Raw genomic sequence first — 16,608 nt, 5'->3', positions numbered from 1 at the left:
CATCAACACCAGTACGGAGTTCCCCTGATGTCCCCGATACGCACCACCCTGCGCCGAGCCGGCCTTGTAACCGCCCTCACCACGGCCGGAGTCCTGGCCGCCGCGGGCGCGGCGTTCGCGCATGTGACGGTCCACCCCGAGAGCTACGCCAAGGGCGCCACGGACGGCGTCCTGACCTTCCGTGTCCCCAATGAGGAGGACACCGCCAGCACCACGAAGGTGCAGGTCTTCCTGCCCACCGACCACCCGGTCCTGGGTGTCCTGGTCACTCCGCAGGACGGCTGGACCGCGAAGGTGACGACCACCAAGCTCAAGACGCCCGTCAAGACGGACGACGGCACGATCACCGACGCCGTCTCCGAGATCACCTGGACCGGCGGCCGGATCCGCCACGGCGAGTACCAGGACTTCAATGTCGCGTTCGGTCAACTGCCGGACGACACCGATCAGCTGAGCTTCAAGACGCTGCAGACCTACTCGGACGGCAATGTCGTCCGCTGGATCGAGGAGACGCCGAAGGGCGGCGAGGAGCCGGAGAACCCGGCGCCGGTGCTCACGCTGACCGCCAAGGCCGCGGGGGAGGACTCTTCCGACGACTCTTCCGGGAAGTCCTCCCCCGCGGCCTCGTCGTCGGGCTCGGGGTCGGCTGCCAAGAACTCGGCCGCGAGCGACAAGAGCAGTGACTCAACCGCTCGTGGTCTGGGCATCGCGGGCCTGGTCGTGGGCGTCCTCGGCCTGGTCGCGGCCGGATTCGCCCTCGCGCGCGGCCGCGGCGCCCGCTCCTAGCCGCTGTTCGGCTGCCGCCCCGCCGGTCTCCACTTCCGTCGGCGAGGCGGCAGCCCACCGCTGCTCGACCTTGGCCAGCCGCCAGTACGCGATGGCCGCGGCCCAGACGACCACGAACAGGCCGACGATGATGTACCCGACGTTGTCCAGATCGAGCCCCGCGATCCAGCCGGTCACGTCGTCGCGCAAATCGAGCTTCTCGTGCAGGACGTCCACCAGCTCGATCGTGCCGATGAAGAAGGCCACCGCGATGGACAGACCGGTGATGGTGAGGTTGTAGAAGACCTTGCGCACGGGGTTGGAGAAAGCCCACTGGTAGGCGAAGTTCATGAACGTGCCGTCCAGCGTGTCGAACAGGCTCATCCCCGCCGCGAACAGCAGCGGCAGGCACAGGATCGCGTACCAGGGCAGCCCGGCCGCCGCGCCGCTGCCCGCCATCACCATCAGCGTGACCTCGGTGGCGGTGTCGAAGCCGAGCCCGAAGAGGAAGCCCAGCGGGAACATCTGCCCGGGTCGCGTGATGGACTTCGTGAAGCGGCCGAGGATGCGGTTCATGAACCCCCGGGAATCCAGGTGCTGTTCGAGCTCCGCCTCGTCGTACGTACCCGCGCGCATCGCCCGGAAGACCCGCAGGATGCCGATCAGCGCGACGAGGTTGAGGGCGGCGATGAGGTAGAGGAAGGACCCGGAGACCGTCGTGCCCATGACTCCGAGTACCTGGTGCGTACGGGAGTCCTCGTTCATGATCCGCCCGGCCAGCTGGGTGCCGCCGGCGATGAGCGCGGCGAGCACGACCACCACGCTGGAGTGGCCGAGCGCGAACCAGAAGCCCACCGACACCGGCCGCTTGCCGTCGGCCATCAGTTTGCGCGTGGTGTTGTCGATCGCGGCGATGTGGTCCGCGTCGAAGGCGTGCCGCATGCCCAGGGTGTAGGCGGTCACGCCCAGGCCGATGCCGAAGGCCTTGGATCCGACCTCGTAGTGCTCCGGCACGACGAGCAGGAACAGGATGCCGAACGCGATGACATGCAGCGCGGCGATCACGGCCAGGAGTACGGCGGTTCGGACGGTGTCCTCGCGCCGCCAGCGGAACCCGGTGGCGGGTGGGGACGACTGCGTGGGCAGGCTCATGCGGTCACGCTCCAGCACCTCGTGGATCAGTTCGTGAGATGCCGTGGCCGGTCTCCTGGCATGGGGGTCCCCCCTGCTCGAGCGAAGCCGAGAGCTTGGGGGAAGGGTCGACGTGCCCGCCCCTGCCTTCCCGGCCTAGCGGCCAGTGGCGCCACCCGACGGCGGCACGGGACGGGAACTCCCCGATCACAGTGGCGAGGGCCGCTCCGGTCTGGGCCCCTGAGGGGCCGTCACCGGTCTTCCCGAGCACCACGGCCCGCTCACCGTATGGGTGGCGGGGGTCCCCTGCAAAGCTGCACAGCTGCGCAGGTATGGAAGATCACATACGCCGCCGGTGCGACGGTGCTCCGGAGTGTCCGGCGGCCGCCTGCGAAGATGACCCCCATGCACCTCGTCCCCGCCGAGCGCCCCGACCGCCGGACCATCGACGGCCACCGGGTCTGCGACGCCGTTGCCGCCATCGGTGAGCCCGGGCACGTACGCACCTGGGCCGACCGCTTCTCCCTCCTCGCCGACCCGCGTCGCCTCGCCCTTCTCCTGGCCCTGCACCGGGCCGGTCCCCTCGCCGTCTCCGACCTCGCCATCGCGACCGGCATGAACGACCCCGCCGTGTCCCAGGCTCTGCGGCTGCTCCGCACCGCCGGGGTGGTCGAGGGCGACAAGGACGGGCGGGTCGTGCGCTACCGGGTGACCGACGGCCCGACCGCCGAACTTCTCGAACACTGCGTGTCCGACGCGGGCTGAGCCGTCCCTGGCTGACGGGTCGGATGGGACCCGGAAGGCGTGAAGGGCACGGAAAGGGTGCGGCCCCGGACGCCTGGGGGCGGGCCGGGGCCGCGGGCTCACGGAGTCACCGTGCTGCGGTCACTCACTGTTGAGTTGCCAAGGTGCCGTGTTGTTCAGTCCTGCGCCGACGCCTTCTTCTTGCGGACGAAGAGCACCGCCGCGCCGCCGATCACCACGAGGGCGATGGCGATGCCCGCGATGATCGGGGTCGCGCTGGAGCCGCCGGTCTCGGCGAGGTCGGTGCCTCCGGTGGAGGTGCCGCCCACCGTCGCCGGGCTCGGCTCACTGACCGTCTGGGTGGTGATGTCCTTCGCGCCGCCCTGGGTCTTGCAGTCGAGCACGCCCTTGAAGCGCTTCGTGAAGCCGTTCGGACCGTTGATCGTGAAGTCGTACGCCTGGTCCTCTTGCAGCGGGATGGTCACCGTCTGGGACTTGCCCGCCTCGATGGTGTGCTGGATCCCCATCAGCTCGAAGGTGAACGCCTCGTCGCCCTCGTTGGCCGCCGTGATGTCCACGCCGCCCTCGGCGCAGTTCTTCTCCGCGGACAGGGCCGGTATCGCGCCCTCCTCCGCCCAGTTCGCGGTCGCCGTCGCGGACACCGTCGACTCGCTGGAACCCGCGAGGATCTGCGTCTGGCTGCGGGTCTCCGAGGTGAAGGCGCGGCCGACCGGCACGGTGGTGGACGCCTGCACGGTCAGCGAGGCCGAACCGTCCGCCGTGTCCTTCGGCACGTCGAAGTAGAGCCGGCCGCCATCGACCGCGGAGGTGATCGCCTTGCCGTTCTTGTCGACGATCTTCACCCCGCCGGCGGTGGCGTCCGAGGGCGGCGTCACTGTCACGCTGTCCGCGTTCGTGTGCACCGTGACCGGGCCGAGCTTCTCGCCGGCGTGACCGGAGACCGCGGCCGGGTCGAGGGTCAGCGAGGCCTTGGGCTCCGCCAGGTTCCGCGCGCTCTTCTGCAGATAGTCCGCGAGCTTCTCCGCCTGCGGGTCCACCGCGTCCACGTCGGCGCCGTCCGAGTACCGCCAGATGGCCACCTGAGTGCCGGCTGCCGCGTCCTGCTCGGTGAGGCTGCCGACGCCGGCTTTCTTGGCGAGCGCCGCGAGGTCGTTCACCTGCGGGTAGGAGTTCTGCAGGATCCAGCGGATCTTGCCCGCGTCCTTGTTGCCGCTGAGCGACGTGCCGCTCCAGGGGGTCTCCTGGTACTTGGCGTCCCGCTGCGTCGGGTTGTGGATGTCGATGCAGTAGGTCTGCAGCGTGCCGCCGTTGTCGACGGACATCTCGAACAACCCCGCGGACACCCACGAGTCCTCGCCGTTGTCATGGATGACCGCGGACCCGTACGTCTTCAGGTCACCTATGGTGGCGGTCGCACCACCCAGGCTCTGCGGGGTCTCGTCGGCGACGGCCGTACCGGCGGCGGCGATCGCCCCCGCGGCGACGAGCCCTGACACCAACGTCGCGGCGGCGAGGCGGGTGGCCCCTCGCCTGCGCGCGGACAACGCAGAGAACGAAGAAAACACAGAATTCCCCTTCGCGCAGGACCCGTTGACATGGGGGGACGGTCCCGCCAGCAGAATCAGAAGCCCCGAGAGCTATGCCCGGCATCCTAAAGATCCGGCGCACCACGTTCCCCAGTCATCCCATCGGATAACCGATCCGACTCGGAATCGTTATCGCGTACACAGCTGTGAGCTGGGCTTATCGACAAATCCATGGGGACCGTTCGGAACGCATTTGTCGATAAGCCGCAGTTCGGTCAGGTCGCGAGCGATCCTGACATCACGTCACTCCAGCGGGCTCGGGCTGCTGTTGGGACGCCGCTTCGGGTTGAGTCTGTGGCTCCGTTTCCCAACTGGGCTCCGGCTGCGGTGTCGGAGCCGGTCCCGTGTCCCCCTTGGACGCCCGTCGAAAGGCGGACGTGCCCCGCGAGAGGTCGTGTCCGATCGCCGCCGCCTCGACGTCGGCCGAGGTCCAGCTCTGGCCGTCGCGTGTTTCCGTGCGTACCTTCAGCCGCCCCTGCACGACCACCGGATCGCCCACTGACAGGGACGCCCCCGCGTTCGTCGCGAGAGCCCTCCTGGCCCACACCGTGAAGAAGTTGGTGTGTCCGTCGGTCCACTCGCTCTTCTCGCGATCCCAATAGCGCGACGTCACCGCCAGCCGAAACCTCGTCGACGCTCCCGTCGACAGCTCGCGGTACACCGGCTGCGTCGCGACGTTCCCCACCACGCACACCATCGTCTCGTTCATCGCGAACCCCTCTCCCGTACGAATCCGTCCGACGCGGCGATCGCATGCGCTGCGATCGCCGCGAGTTCAGACTGCCTTCGCCGGGCCGAGCCCGCTGAGCACTGTGGGCTACCGGCTGGTTGTGGAAAACCGCGTCACCCGACAGGGTGCGGCCGTACAGCTTCGGCGGAGCCCGCCGCACAGCTTCGACGGAGTTAGCCGACCGGCGCGGACGCCGCCCGCGTGACCCGCCCGTACTGCTCCCGCACCTCCCGGTAGCGCAGCAGCTCCGCGGCCACGGGATCCAGTACGCGGGCCCTCCCGCACCCGGCGGCGGCCTCGCGCAGCCGACGTTCCGCTTCGAGCCCGTAGCGCCGGGCCGGCCCGCGCGCCGCCATCCTGCTGCTCCACTCGACGGCCGGACCGCCGATGATGCCCGCCACCATCAGCAGCACCGGCACTCCGAGGTTCGGCGACATGACCCCGATGATCTGCCCCACCAGCCAGAGCCCGCCGATGACTTGGAGGATCGTCATGGAGGCCTGTGCCAGCACGGCGACCGGCCACCAGCCGGGCCGCGGCGGACGCCCCACCGGGGTCACGGCGCGTGCCGCCATCTCGTCCAGCGCCTCGGGCAGCCCCTGCGCCCCGCGTACGGCCGCCTCGCGCACGGCCTGCGCCCAGGGCGCGGGGAGCCCGTACACCGCCCGGTCCACGACCGTCCGTACGGCCTGCTCGACGCGCTGGCGTGCCGTGGCCTCCTCGTCCGCGGGGGCCCGTACGAGCAGCCGGCCGGTCGGGGGTTCGCGCCGGAGCTGGAACCAGCGCCACAGCCGTAGCCAGGGTGTCCCGCAGGCGCGGTTGGCGTTGCGGCGCCAGGCGCGCTCGGCCGCCTCGCCGGCCGCGACGGCACCCACCGCGTCCGCGAGCCGGGCCGCGAACTCGTCGCGCGCCTCCTCGCTGAGCCCGACCCGCCGCCCGGTCGCGTAGACGGGCCGCAGCCGCGCGGCGGCCACGTCCACGTCGGCGGAGATCCGGCGCGCGGCGGCGCCGCGCTCGGCCACGAACTGCCCCAGCGACTCGCGCAGTTCGCCGACGCCGTCCCCGGTGAGTGCGGACAGCGCGAGCACGGTCGCGCCCGGTTCGCCGTACTCGCCGAGCGCGATCCCGTCCTCGTCGAGCAGCCGCCGCAGATCGTCGAGGACCTGGTCGGCGGCCTCTCCGGGCAACCGGTCCACCTGGTTGAGGACGACGAACATGACCTCCGCGTGCCCGGCCATGGGCCGCAGATAGCGCTCGTGGAGGACGGCGTCCGCGTACTTCTCCGGGTCCACGACCCAGATGACCGCGTCGACGAGCCCCAGGATGCGGTCCACGTGTTCGCGGTGCTGGACGGCGGCGGAGTCGTGGTCGGGCAGGTCGACCAGGACCAGACCGCGTAGTTGCTCCTCTGCCTCCGGGCTCTGCAGCGGACGTCTGCGCAGCCGCCCGGGGATCCCGAGCCGGTCGATGAGCGTCGCCGCGCCGTCGCTCCAACTGCACACGATGGGTGCCGCGGTGGTCGGCCTGCGCACGCCGGACTCCGAGATGGCCACGCCGGCGAGCGCGTTGAACAGCTGCGACTTGCCGCTCCCCGTGGCCCCGGCGATGGCGACGACGGTGTGCTCCCCGGAGAGCTTGCGGCGCGCCGCCGCCTCGTCGAGTACCCGGCTCGCCCCGGCGAGCGTCCTGCTGTCGAGCCGGGTGCGCGACAGGCCCACCAGCTCGCGGAGCGCGTCCAGGCGTGAGCGCAGCGGTCCGTCGTACGCGAGAGGGGCCGGCGGGGTCTGTACGACCGTCCTGGTCTCCACGACCGGCGTCTCGTGCCCGGTGGCCGTCTCGGAGACGCGCCGGGCGATGAGCCCGTCGTCCCAGACGGGTCCGCCCTCCGCGCGCGCGGACGTGGCACCGTCCTCCGGACGGTCGTCGTGCTCCACGCGCGCGTGCCTGTCGCCACAGGCGGCGCTCTCGGGGACCCCCGCTTCGCAGGGCTCGCTGCCTCCGGTGCTCTCCTGGGTCTGCTCCTCGGAAGCCGCCTCCCTGGGGAGGCCGCTTTCGAGATCGCCCTCTTCAGGAGTGCTCTCTTCGAAAGTGCCCTCTTCGGAGGAGGCCTCCTCGGAGAGGTCGTCTTCGGGGTGGTCGTCTCCGGGACGGTCGGCGTGATCCGTGTGGTCAGTGACGGCAGTCACCGCGGTCACCTCTCCTTCTGCAGTACGGACAGCGCGGCGATGAGTTCGGCCTGGGGTTCTGGATGGACGTCCAGCGCGTCGAGGGGCGCGAGACGGCGTTCGCGCTCGGTGTGCAGGGCCTTGTCGAGGTAGCTCGTGAGCAGTCGGCCGCCCCGGTCGCGCAGCCGCAGCGCGCCGTGCGCCCCGATCCGCTCCGCGAGCCCCTCGCCCGCGGACCGCGCCCTGCGCCCGCCCAGGAGCGCGGTGGCGACCAGCGCGGCGACCACCTGGGGGTCGGGCGCGACACTCTTGTCGAGGTCGCGCACCTCGTCCTCGGCGTACTCCTCCAGGACGCGCCGCCAGCGTCGTACGGTCATCCCGATCCGGTGCTCGGCACTCTCCAGCGTCGGATCACGGTCCGTCAGCCCTGGAGCGCGCGCGGCCGGTTCGCGCCGCCACGCCTCGTCCACGCGCTCGTCGGCCGCCGTGACGGCGCACAGCAGCAGGGCGCTCAGGCTCTCGACGAGCGCGTCGAGCAGTTCGTCGGCACTGCAGTCGAGGGGGTAGGCACGCCAGCGCTTGAGCGCGTCCCCGGAGAGCACGGCGCCGGCCTGCAAACGCCCCCGCACGCGCGCGTGCTCGCTGTCGTACGCCCCGTCCACGGCCGCCGTGAGCCGCAGGGCCGCGGCGTACTGCGCGGCGGCCGCGCTGGCCAGCTCGGGCATCCGCGACTTCAGCGAGTCGAGGACTCCGTAGGCGGTACGCGCCATCGCCGCGTGCCGGGCTCCCGGGTCCTGTGCCTGGTGTACGAGCCACGTACGCAGCGGTGCGACGGCGCTGGCGGGCAGCAGGCCGCCGCCCCAGGCGGACTCGGGCAGCTCGGGCACGGTGAAGCGGGGCACCTCGCCGAGTCCGGCCTTGGTGAGCAGGGCGCCGTACTGCCGCGAGACCTCGGACACCACCTGGTGAGGCACTCGGTCGAGGACGGTGACCAGGGTCGCCTTGTTCTCCTTGGCGGTACGCAGCAGATGCCACGGCACGGCGTCGGCGTACCGGGCGGCCGTGGTGACCATGACCCAGATGTCGGCCGCGCAGATCAGTTCGGCGGCGAGTACGCGGTTGTCGGCGACCAGGGAGTCGATGTCGGGCGCGTCGAGGAGGGTGAGGCCGCGGGGGAGTGTGTCGGCGGTCTCGATGCGCAGCACCCGCTCCCCGCGTTCGGGAAGCGCCGGGAGGTCGTCGCCGGGCTCCTGATGGGGCACCCACACGCGCGTGAGGTCGGGCAGCACCCGCATCCCGCTGAACCAGTGATGGTCCTCCGGATGGCACACCAGCACCGGCGTACGGGTCGTCGGCCGCAGTACGCCCGCCTCGCTGACCCGGCGCCCCACAAGGGAGTTGACGAGGGTCGACTTGCCCGCGCCCGTGGACCCTCCGATGACGGCGAGGAGCGGTGCTTCGGGTTCTCTCAACCGGGGCACCAAATAGTCGTCGAGCTGTGCGAGCAGTTCGTCGCGGTTGGCACGCGCGCGTGGAGCCCCCGCCAGGGGCAGCGGGAAGCGTGCGGCGGCGACACGGTCGCGCAGGGCGGAGAGTGCGTCGAGCAGCTGAGGCCGTACGTCCAAGGTCACCACATGCGAAGAATGCCCAATTTTGGAGGCTTTCTGAAGCATATGAGTATGTCTGCGCGCCGACAGGACACACGGGGCGGAAGGGATGACTGGGGCGCAGGCATAACGAGTGCACAACACCCGATGCGTGAGACGCCAAAAGCGGTGCACGATTCGTACCCGCCTGCGATTATCAGGACCGCTTCACCGAACCTCCACATCGAGCCACGGAGGCGAAGCGCGAGGGGCAGGGATGCGGGAGCTCTATCCTTGTCCCCGGCAAGGTCAGGGATCAGCCCACACCCGGGCACCAGGACACCGGCCACCACACCCGGCCCCCGTAGCTCAGTGGATAGAGCAGGCGCCTTCTAAGCGCTTGGCCGCAGGTTCGAGTCCTGCCGGGGGCGCCTCTCCCCACCCTCCCTTTGGGAGGGTTTTTTGTTGGTCCCTCCGGCGTGTGATGGCTGATTCCCCGGCGTGTCGCGCGCCGGGGTGGGGTGCTCCGAGCCGGCGGACCTGACGGTCGTAGTCGTCGAGCAACTGGCGTAGCTGGTCGAGGGATTCGGCGGGGATGCCCGTGGGAGCGGACTCCGTGGCGAAGCGGGCGGCCGCGGCCATCAGGGCCGCCGGTTCGTAGGCGTGGAACGTGCCTCTGGGGACGGTCGGGCGGATGCGTTCCCGTTCCATGGGCGGGCTGCCGGTTCCGTCGGGTCGGGCTGACCGGGAGCGGACGTAGCCGACGACTTGGGACAGTTCGGCGGCGAACTGGTCGTAGTCCTCCCGCATGCCCTTGATGTACGCGCTCCAGCCCAGGCTCGCCTTCGCGCAGTGCACTGCCTCCTGGATCTCTTCGTTCGTCGAGCCGAAGAGCTTGGCGGTTTTGGTGTGGAGGAGGCTGCAGTGGCGGCATGCGGGGCTCAGCTTCAAGTCGAGCGGGCGCGGTGCGGGCCGCCGCCGGGGCAGCGCCCCTGCGGCGGCCCGCAATCGCTGTCCGACCGGATCGGGTCAGGTCAGTGGGCGAGATGTCCGACCCGACGCCTCGTCGATCTCGTCGTGCGCCTTGGTCAGCAATTTCATCGCCAACTCGTTCAGCGCCCTCGCGCCCGCGACCTCCTCGCCGACCCTTGGCTGATTAGCGTCGGAGGGGTGGCGGCTGGCGTACCCGTGGGCGCGTACCTCGTTCCCATCGGGGAGACGTACGAGGGCGGCAGCGCGGGTGCGGTGGTCGTCCTCCTCGAATTCCAGCTCGACATGCCATCCGACAGCGGTCCGTGCCTGTGCCTGTGCCTGTGTCATCACGATCACCTCCGGGGCGGGCCCAGCCCCTAGTACCAGAGTGTCCTCCTTCGCCCGACTCCGCACGAGGTGGCGGCCCACTTCTTCAGGGGGTGACGGTGTGACTACGGAGGCGAGTGTGGGTCTGCTGCGCGCCGGCGTCCGCGGCCGTCGGCGGCGACGGTCAGTGACGTGTCTGCTACTCAAGTGGGGAGCAGGAACGGGCAGGCAGCGGGCCCCGTCTGGACGGGTTTCCGTCGAGGGATAGCCGTCACGCAGGATGGCGTACTTGCGGATCTTGGGCATGAAACAGCCCCTCACTAGCGGGTTTCCCGTCGATGAGGGGCCGTGTCAGGCGGCTTGGTCCCTGGGCCGTCGTGGGCGTGACCGGTGGCCCGGTACATGGAGCTGATGGCTTTGCGGGTCCGGGTCTCGCTGCTCGGCATCAGGTGCGTGTACACAGGGAGCGTGAATCCCGGGTCGCTGTGACCGAGGTACAGACTCAGCGCCTTGATGTTCTCCCCGGCGTCCAGGAGGACCGAGGCGTAGAAGTGCCACAGGGCGTGCCCTTGCCGCCGCGCAGGCCGGAGGTGATCAGGTGGAAAGTGTCGCGGCGGTAGACCTCGACGCAGGCCGCGCAGCGGGTCGTACGGCGGTTGTTGCAGCGGACCAGGCGGGCCGGGAGGGTGGAGGAGTTGCGTCGGTGGAGGACGTTGCCGATCTCGCTGGTGCGGGTGTTCACGTCGTACACATCGAGCTTCCGCGAGCCTTGGTCGCTCTGCAGCTCAGCGTGTATGCAGCTCGATTGAGGCTGGTCGACCATGTTCGTGCGAGCGCGCCGGTACGTGAATGGGGCTCTGACACAGATGCTGAGGGAGCCAGACTGCAGCTGGCCTGCGAGGCGAGTGAGGCCGCACTTCGCAAGGCAATCGATGACAGCGACCTGGAGCGCGAGTATGGCCGGCGCGCTCTTCGCCGGGCGCTCATGGCGGCAGCCGCGCCACGGATGCCAGGTCGGCCCGGATCTACAACCACGCCAGACCCCCACGTGAGTGTCCAACTGCGTGACAACGCCGACGTACAGCGACGGCCAAGCGCGCACGCCTGCGGACCATCGCAGCAGGCGAGAGGCACAGCGTCCCAAGGTCGAGCGCCTATCCGAGTTGCTTCGGGACGAAGGGGTCGTGGGTGCAATTCCTCCACCCACCACAACCAATCGGCCCCAGGCTCCTAAGTGATCAGCAGCAGGGACAACTGAACTGCGGCACGGGCGAGGCCCGGATGAGTTCGCGGAGGAACTCCGCCAGGACGGCCAAGACGTGGAAGACGAGCCGGCCACGGGGGGTGGCGGTGGCTGCGGTCATGTGCCGCGGCGCTGCTCCTGGACGGCCTTCATGAGGTCCTCGATGGCGGACTGGGTGTCGCGGTCACGCGCGTCATCGATCGCTTCGAGAGCGGCGGCCGCGGCTTCACGAATGTGGTGGGGAAGCCCGTCGGCGGCCGTGAGGTGGTAGGCGGCCTTACGGCGCGCCGTGCGCTCGGCGGGGTCTACTGCGTCGGGGCCGGACAGCGGAAAGACGGAGCTCCTGTACGCGGATATCTCCAGCACCACCATGTCCGCGATTCCGTCGGCGTACCCGAGCGCGGCGGCCTTCCCCTGTCCTTCCTGAATGGTTGCGATCATTCGACGGCGGGACAGGACCGTGCCCAGGGCGGCGCCGCCTCCCATGGAAAGGGCGCAGGCGACGGCGAGGAACGGCCCGTCCCAGACGAAGCCGGTGACTGCTCCGAGGCCCGCGAGCGCGACGGTCCATCCGGCCGCTGTCCGGGAGCTCATTTGCTCGGGTGTGGTGTCCATAGTGGGAGTGTTCCAGCCGGTAGTAACAGCCCGGCCGCCGACCTCAGTTCTCGGGCAGCCACTCCCAGAACGCCAGCCACACAGTCCGTTGGCGGTCAAGCTTCAGTGGCAATCGGTCACCCACGTGAACCGCTACGGCCGGTTCGAGCTGGACATGGCCTCCCACCTCGATATCTCGCTGCCCGTCGTGCCCGGCGGCCGCGCCGCGCGGACGCCTGGCTCAGACATCCCCGCGGCGAGGAGCGGCTGTTCAGTCGATGACGGCGGTGGCTTCGACCTCGACCAGATGGTCGGGTACGTCCAGTGCCGCGACGCCCAGCAGCGAGGCAGGGGGTGTCGCGGTGACCCCCAGCTTCGCGGCCGCCCGACCGAGCCCCTCCATGAGCAGGGGCATCTTGTCGGGGGTCCAGTCGACGACGTAGACGGTCAGTTTCGCCACGTCGTCGAAGGAACCGCCGACCTCGGCCAGGGCGGTGCCGATGTTGAGGTAGCACTGCTCGACCTGAGCGGCGAGGTCGCCTTCGCCGACCGTGACACCGTCGACGTCCCAGGCGACCTGCCCGGCGATGAAGACCAGCTTCGACCCGGTCGCGATCGACACCTGCCGGTAGGCGGCGATTTCCGGCAATCCGTTGGGGTTTACCAGGGTGATGGCCATGCTGTCTGCCTCCGTTTTCATGCGAGCCACTCTCTTGTGGTTACTCGGAAACCGTAGGAGAGTGGCCGCTGACATGGAAGAACGCACTTTTCGGTGACTGGGGAACCTGATGGTGACCAAGCAGTTCAGCGGCTCGCCCGAGGATGCGGACCTGAGGCGTGCGGACTCTCTGGCGCGGGAGATCTTCTCGGACGTCGCCAACAAGTGGGCGCTCCTGATCATCGAGTCTCTCGGTGAACGCACCCTGCGCTTCAGTGAGTTGCGGAACGAGATCGAGGGCGTCAGCCACAAGATGCTCACCCAGAACCTGCGCATGCTGGAGCGCTACGGTCTGATCGAGCGGACGGTGCACCCCGTCGTGCCGCCGCGGGTCGAGTACACCCTCACCGAGCCGGGCCAGGCCCTGCGGGTGACGATCGACGGACTGTGCGACTGGACCCACCAGTACCTCGGTCACATCGAGGCCTCCCGCCACCGCTTCGACGCCTGACGGGTTGAGGACTCGCTTGCCGTGCAGCCGCGAAGGAACGCACTCGCGGGCCCCCCGACGCGGGGGCCGGGGCGGTGTCCGCCACTGATGGAGGGGCGGTGTTTTGCGAGTGCGCTCCGTCGGCGGCCGGCTGCCAGTTGATCTGCGCGGATGCCTGTGCGGGCTCGCGGTGCGGCCCGAACCGGCCCGTCCGGCGGGCGCTTGCGGCTAGCCAGGCCGTGTCGTTTGGATCATCGCGGACCGTGTCATCGGTTGCGTCACCTCGCCGCATGGTGGCAGAAGCAACCCTTCCGGGTGTGCGGCAGTCTTACCGGGCGTCGTGCTCAGAGGATCAGCCTCTGTCGATTCGTACCGGCAAACCGACTGGAAAGGGCGCACTCCATGGTGCTGGATCCCAACTTCTGCCTGGACGTTCCGGAGGGTTTCGACGACTCGGACGCTGAGACGGGGGTGCATCCCATGGCCAGGAAGCTGTTCCCCGCCACAACTGCCGCGGGAGCCTTCAAGAAAGCCCATGAGTGGGTGCGGGAACAAGAAATTCGCCTGACAGACGTGTCGTGGGATTTCTTCCACGACGAGGACGAGCCCTACTGCCTGAGCATCTATTTCACCTTCGAGCTGGATCCCGAAGACACCTGACTGCGACTGTGCAGTTTCGTTTGGATCAGCCGGTGGGTCGTTGGCCCGGGTGTGCCGGTGACCGGCTGTGAGGACGTAGTCGTACCGCTCGGAAGCCTGACCCTCTGACTGACTGACGCTTCGGCTGTCCTCTGCGCGAACCCACCCGATGCCAGCCCGAATCGGACACGCCACGCGCACCCACGCGCGTATCGTTCCGGCCGAGCTGACCGAGGACAGGCAGAATCCGGTGACTCCGGGACAAGACCACCCGCAGGCGGTGGAGCCGTCACGGCTCCAAGATCATCCCACTGCCCCTTTTGGGCTCACCTTGGCTGGACCCCCACCGGTGCCGTCGGGCGCGTGCTCGACACATGCCCGATGCGGTCTGTGTCGCCGGGTCGCCCCCGACGCGTCCCCTGCAGGTCAGAGTGGGCGCGCACCTAGATCGGCGCAATCTCTCCGGAGCCGCGTTCAGACGCCGATCCCGGCGACACTCCTGATCTTCGCCCTGGGGGTCGTCCTGATGGTCGCGCTGCCGGGCGCCGCACTGTTGGAGCTGATCACGGCATCGACGATCCTCCCGGCGGTCATCTACGGCTCGACGATCGTCCTCTACTTGGCGGTGCGCGGACGACTGGGTCGCAAGAAGGGCGCGTTCGACCTCGGGCGCTTCGAGCTGCCGGTCGCCGTCTGCGCGCTGGTATGGACGCTCGTCGCGCTGTTTGTGCTGGTGGCACCCGGGGAGGCGTTCGTCTCCGTCGTGATCGTGGTCGGTTTGCTCCTCGCGGCGGGCTGTTCTTCCTCGTCATGCTGAAACTCGACCGCGAGGCGCTGGAGACCGAGCCGGGCGACGTGAGCGCCTTCAAGCACTGACGCGGAGGTGACCGAGGTGCGGTCATCCGCTTGAGGGCTGAGCGGGCGGCGCCGCCCGCTCACCGCGTGCTCTTCGCAGCAGGCCCGGCGAGTCGCCATCGGCGTACACGAGCAGTCCTGTCTTGGCTCCCAAAGCCCCTCCCCGAAGCGTCGCCACGATGGCGGTCGCACCATAGCCGCCCGCACTGACAGCGGAAACGGCTCAGCGCATGCGCGCTGGGCCGCCGCTGGGCCGTGCGAGAGCACCCGAGGCCGATCGATGACCACCGACAGTCACAGGCGAGCTACAGAGGTGAACAGGGAAGCCGCAGGTCACGGGGGCCCGGCGATACGAGTTTCCGTCCGGGGCTGGCCGTCAGGCAAGATGGGGTGTATCTGCCCACTGCCGATTTCAAGCGTCCGGACGGTTTCTCTTGGCTGAGTTCATTTACACCATGCGCAAGACGCGCAAGGCGCACGGCGACAAGGTGATTCTCGACGACGTCACCTTGAGCTTCCTGCCGGGTGCGAAGATCGGTGTGGTCGGTCCGAACGGTGCCGGTAAGTCCACCGTTCTCAAGATCATGGCGGGCCTCGAGCAGCCCTCCAACGGTGACGCGTTCCTGTCGCCCGGTTACAGCGTCGGCATGCTGCTCCAGGAGCCGCCGCTCGACGAGTCCAAGACCGTCCTGGAGAACGTGCAGGACGGCGCCGCCGAGATCATGGGCAAGCTCAAGCGCTTCAACGAGGTCGCCGAGCTGATGGCGACCGACTACTCGGACGCGCTCATGGAGGAGATGGGCAAGCTCCAGGACGACCTGGACCACGCCAACGCGTGGGACCTGGACGCCCAGCTGGAGCAGGCCATGGACGCCCTGGGCTGCCCGCCCGGCGACTGGCCGGTCACCAACCTCTCCGGTGGTGAGCGCCGCCGTGTCGCCCTGTGCAAGCTGCTGATCGAGGCGCCCGACCTGCTGCTCCTCGACGAGCCCACCAACCACCTGGACGCCGAGTCCGTGCAGTGGCTGGAGCAGCACCTCGCGAAGTACGCGGGCACCGTCGTCGCCGTCACCCACGACCGGTACTTCCTCGACAACGTCGCCCAGTGGATCCTCGAGCTCGACCGCGGCCGCGCCATTCCGTACGAGGGCAACTACTCGACGTACCTCGACAACAAGGCCTCCCGCCTGAAGATCGAGGGCCAGAAGGACGCCAAGCGCGCCAAGCGGCTCAAGGAAGAGCTCGAGTGGGTGCGGTCCAACGCCAAGGGGCGTCAGGCCAAGTCCAAGGCCCGTCTCGCTCGCTACGAGGAGATGGCCGCCGAGGCCGACAAGATGCGGAAGCTGGACTTCGAGGAGATCCAGATCCCGCCGGGCCCGCGTCTGGGCTCCATCGTCGTCGAGGTCAACAACCTCTCCAAGGCCTTCGGCGACAAGGTTCTTATCGATGATCTCTCCTTTACGCTGCCGCGTAACGGGATCGTCGGGGTCATCGGCCCGAACGGCGCCGGCAAGACCACGCTCTTCAAGATGATCCAGGGGCTGGAGCAGCCGGACTCCGGTTCGATCAAGGTCGGCGACACCGTCAAGATCTCGTACGTCGACCAGAGCCGCGAGAACATCGACCCGAAGAAGACTCTGTGGGCCGTTGTGTCGGACGAGCTCGACTACATCAATGTCGGGCAGGTCGAGATGCCTTCCCGTGCGTATGTCTCCGCCTTCGGCTTCAAGGGTCCCGACCAGCAGAAGCCGGCCGGCGTCCTCTCCGGTGGTGAGCGCAACCGCCTGAACCTGGCGCTGACGCTCAAGCAGGGCGGCAACCTGCTGCTCCTCGACGAGCCGACCAACGACCTCGACGTGGAGACGCTGTCCTCGCTCGAGAACGCGCTGCTGGAGTTCCCCGGTGCGGCCGTGGTCGTCTCCCACGACCGCTGGTTCCTGGACCGCGTCGCGACGCACATCCTCGCGTACGAGGGCGACTCCAAGTGGTTCTGGTTCGAGGGCAACTTCGAGTCGTACGAGAAGAACAAGGTCGAGCGACTCGGCCCGGACGCGGCGCGCCCGCACCGTGCCACCTACAAGAAGCTGACCCGGGGCTGATCG

The 16,608-nt window shown here is 69.1% G+C and carries 15 protein-coding genes, 1 tRNA gene, 1 pseudogene and 1 riboswitch; of the genes and pseudogenes, 7 read left to right on the top strand and 10 right to left on the bottom strand.

The genetic code is table 11. The annotated features are described in order from the left end of the window. The first annotated feature begins 27 nt into the window (after positions 1-27). Positions 28-786 (top strand): YcnI family protein, encoded by a 759-nt coding sequence (locus ACFY0T_RS15425; RefSeq protein WP_388869589.1) that lies wholly within the window; start codon positions 28-30, stop codon positions 784-786. Here ACFY0T_RS15425 and ACFY0T_RS15420 read toward each other — a convergent pair. Further along, entirely contained in the window at positions 685-1,917 is a 1,233-nt protein-coding gene (locus ACFY0T_RS15420; protein ID WP_388869586.1) for a HoxN/HupN/NixA family nickel/cobalt transporter, read from the bottom strand. The genes ACFY0T_RS15425 and ACFY0T_RS15420 overlap by 102 nt on opposite strands. Before the next feature lie 27 nt (positions 1,918-1,944). Continuing rightward, positions 1,945-2,186, bottom strand: a riboswitch (cobalamin riboswitch). A 115-nt stretch (positions 2,187-2,301) separates the two neighbouring features. Here ACFY0T_RS15420 and ACFY0T_RS15415 point away from each other — a divergent pair. Then, positions 2,302-2,661 (top strand): winged helix-turn-helix domain-containing protein, encoded by a 360-nt coding sequence (locus tag ACFY0T_RS15415; protein WP_388869583.1) that lies wholly within the window; start codon positions 2,302-2,304, stop codon positions 2,659-2,661. A 155-nt stretch (positions 2,662-2,816) separates the two neighbouring features. Here ACFY0T_RS15415 and ACFY0T_RS15410 read toward each other — a convergent pair whose 3' ends face one another. From ACFY0T_RS15410 to ACFY0T_RS15395, 4 genes are all read right to left on the bottom strand, one after another. Continuing rightward, complete coding sequence (locus ACFY0T_RS15410) at positions 2,817-4,226, bottom strand: Cys-Gln thioester bond-forming surface protein (RefSeq protein ID WP_388869580.1); 1,410 nt, start codon at positions 4,224-4,226, stop codon at positions 2,817-2,819. Between the two features lie 259 nt (positions 4,227-4,485). After that, a complete protein-coding gene (locus ACFY0T_RS15405; protein ID WP_388869577.1) occupies positions 4,486-4,956 on the bottom strand; it encodes a single-stranded DNA-binding protein in 471 nt (156 codons plus the stop codon). Between the two features lie 194 nt (positions 4,957-5,150). Next, positions 5,151-7,163 carry a GTPase gene (locus tag ACFY0T_RS15400; RefSeq protein ID WP_388869575.1) on the bottom strand — a complete coding sequence of 671 codons (2,013 nt, stop codon included), beginning with the start codon at positions 7,161-7,163 and terminating at the stop codon, positions 5,151-5,153. A 5-nt stretch (positions 7,164-7,168) separates the two neighbouring features. Continuing rightward, positions 7,169-8,776 carry a dynamin family protein gene (locus ACFY0T_RS15395; RefSeq protein ID WP_388869572.1) on the bottom strand — a complete coding sequence of 536 codons (1,608 nt, stop codon included), beginning with the start codon at positions 8,774-8,776 and terminating at the stop codon, positions 7,169-7,171. A 310-nt stretch (positions 8,777-9,086) separates the two neighbouring features. Here ACFY0T_RS15395 and ACFY0T_RS15390 point away from each other — a divergent pair. After that, a tRNA-Arg gene (locus ACFY0T_RS15390) sits at positions 9,087-9,159 on the top strand. A 598-nt stretch (positions 9,160-9,757) separates the two neighbouring features. Here ACFY0T_RS15390 and ACFY0T_RS15385 read toward each other — a convergent pair. The 5 genes and pseudogenes from ACFY0T_RS15385 to ACFY0T_RS15365 form a co-directional block, all read right to left on the bottom strand. Beyond that, on the bottom strand, positions 9,758-10,048 hold the full coding sequence (locus tag ACFY0T_RS15385; protein ID WP_388869570.1) for a DUF1876 domain-containing protein: 291 nt from the start codon (positions 10,046-10,048) through the stop codon (positions 9,758-9,760). A gap of 538 nt (positions 10,049-10,586) precedes the next feature. Further along, positions 10,587-10,775 (bottom strand): annotated as a pseudogene (locus tag ACFY0T_RS15380) (replication initiator); the annotation flags it as partial. Positions 10,776-11,265: 490 nt separating this feature from the next. Beyond that, positions 11,266-11,391, bottom strand: a complete 126-nt coding sequence (locus tag ACFY0T_RS15375) for a hypothetical protein (protein WP_388869567.1) — start codon at positions 11,389-11,391, stop codon at positions 11,266-11,268. Continuing rightward, entirely contained in the window at positions 11,388-11,864 is a 477-nt protein-coding gene (locus ACFY0T_RS15370; protein ID WP_388869564.1) for a hypothetical protein, read from the bottom strand. The genes ACFY0T_RS15375 and ACFY0T_RS15370 overlap by 4 nt, the downstream gene beginning before the upstream one ends. 271 nt (positions 11,865-12,135) lie before the next feature. Beyond that, on the bottom strand, positions 12,136-12,543 hold the full coding sequence (locus tag ACFY0T_RS15365; RefSeq protein WP_388870492.1) for a RidA family protein: 408 nt from the start codon (positions 12,541-12,543) through the stop codon (positions 12,136-12,138). A gap of 109 nt (positions 12,544-12,652) precedes the next feature. Between ACFY0T_RS15365 and ACFY0T_RS15360 the strand changes: the two genes are divergently transcribed. From ACFY0T_RS15360 to ettA, 4 genes are all read left to right on the top strand, one after another. Further along, positions 12,653-13,033 carry a winged helix-turn-helix transcriptional regulator gene (locus tag ACFY0T_RS15360; protein ID WP_388869561.1) on the top strand — a complete coding sequence of 127 codons (381 nt, stop codon included), beginning with the start codon at positions 12,653-12,655 and terminating at the stop codon, positions 13,031-13,033. Between the two features lie 381 nt (positions 13,034-13,414). Continuing rightward, on the top strand, positions 13,415-13,672 hold the full coding sequence (locus tag ACFY0T_RS15355) for a hypothetical protein (RefSeq protein WP_388869559.1): 258 nt from the start codon (positions 13,415-13,417) through the stop codon (positions 13,670-13,672). 505 nt (positions 13,673-14,177) lie between these two features. Beyond that, a complete protein-coding gene (locus ACFY0T_RS15350) occupies positions 14,178-14,468 on the top strand; it encodes a hypothetical protein (RefSeq protein ID WP_388869556.1) in 291 nt (96 codons plus the stop codon). A 472-nt stretch (positions 14,469-14,940) separates the two neighbouring features. Beyond that, positions 14,941-16,605, top strand: a complete 1,665-nt coding sequence (gene ettA / locus ACFY0T_RS15345) for an energy-dependent translational throttle protein EttA (RefSeq protein WP_388869554.1) — start codon at positions 14,941-14,943, stop codon at positions 16,603-16,605. The last annotated feature ends 3 nt before the right edge of the window (positions 16,606-16,608 follow it).

It is taken from the genome of Streptomyces sp. NPDC001530 (assembly GCF_042894545.1).
Taxonomy (GTDB): Bacteria; Actinomycetota; Actinomycetes; order Streptomycetales; family Streptomycetaceae; genus Streptomyces.
The sequence above is the reverse complement of the archived record's forward strand: the minus strand, read 5'-3'. Positions and strand labels throughout refer to the sequence as shown.

What these genes read in the sequence shown, in the direction of transcription:
- ACFY0T_RS15425 (WP_388869589.1), top strand. Translation starts at nt 28, where the DNA reads ATGTCCCCGATACGCACCACCCTGCGCCGAGCCGGCCTTGTAACCGCC.
- ACFY0T_RS15420 (WP_388869586.1), bottom strand. Translation starts at nt 1,917, where the DNA reads ATGAGCCTGCCCACGCAGTCGTCCCCACCCGCCACCGGGTTCCGCTGG.
- ACFY0T_RS15415 (WP_388869583.1), top strand. Translation starts at nt 2,302, where the DNA reads ATGCACCTCGTCCCCGCCGAGCGCCCCGACCGCCGGACCATCGACGGC.
- ACFY0T_RS15405 (WP_388869577.1), bottom strand. Translation starts at nt 4,956, where the DNA reads ATGAACGAGACGATGGTGTGCGTGGTGGGGAACGTCGCGACGCAGCCG.
- ACFY0T_RS15385 (WP_388869570.1), bottom strand. Translation starts at nt 10,048, where the DNA reads ATGACACAGGCACAGGCACAGGCACGGACCGCTGTCGGATGGCATGTC.
- ACFY0T_RS15375 (WP_388869567.1), bottom strand. Translation starts at nt 11,391, where the DNA reads ATGACCGCAGCCACCGCCACCCCCCGTGGCCGGCTCGTCTTCCACGTC.
- ACFY0T_RS15370 (WP_388869564.1), bottom strand. Translation starts at nt 11,864, where the DNA reads ATGAGCTCCCGGACAGCGGCCGGATGGACCGTCGCGCTCGCGGGCCTC.
- ACFY0T_RS15365 (WP_388870492.1), bottom strand. Translation starts at nt 12,543, where the DNA reads ATGGCCATCACCCTGGTAAACCCCAACGGATTGCCGGAAATCGCCGCC.
- ACFY0T_RS15360 (WP_388869561.1), top strand. Translation starts at nt 12,653, where the DNA reads ATGGTGACCAAGCAGTTCAGCGGCTCGCCCGAGGATGCGGACCTGAGG.
- ACFY0T_RS15355 (WP_388869559.1), top strand. Translation starts at nt 13,415, where the DNA reads ATGGTGCTGGATCCCAACTTCTGCCTGGACGTTCCGGAGGGTTTCGAC.
- ACFY0T_RS15350 (WP_388869556.1), top strand. Translation starts at nt 14,178, where the DNA reads ATGGTCGCGCTGCCGGGCGCCGCACTGTTGGAGCTGATCACGGCATCG.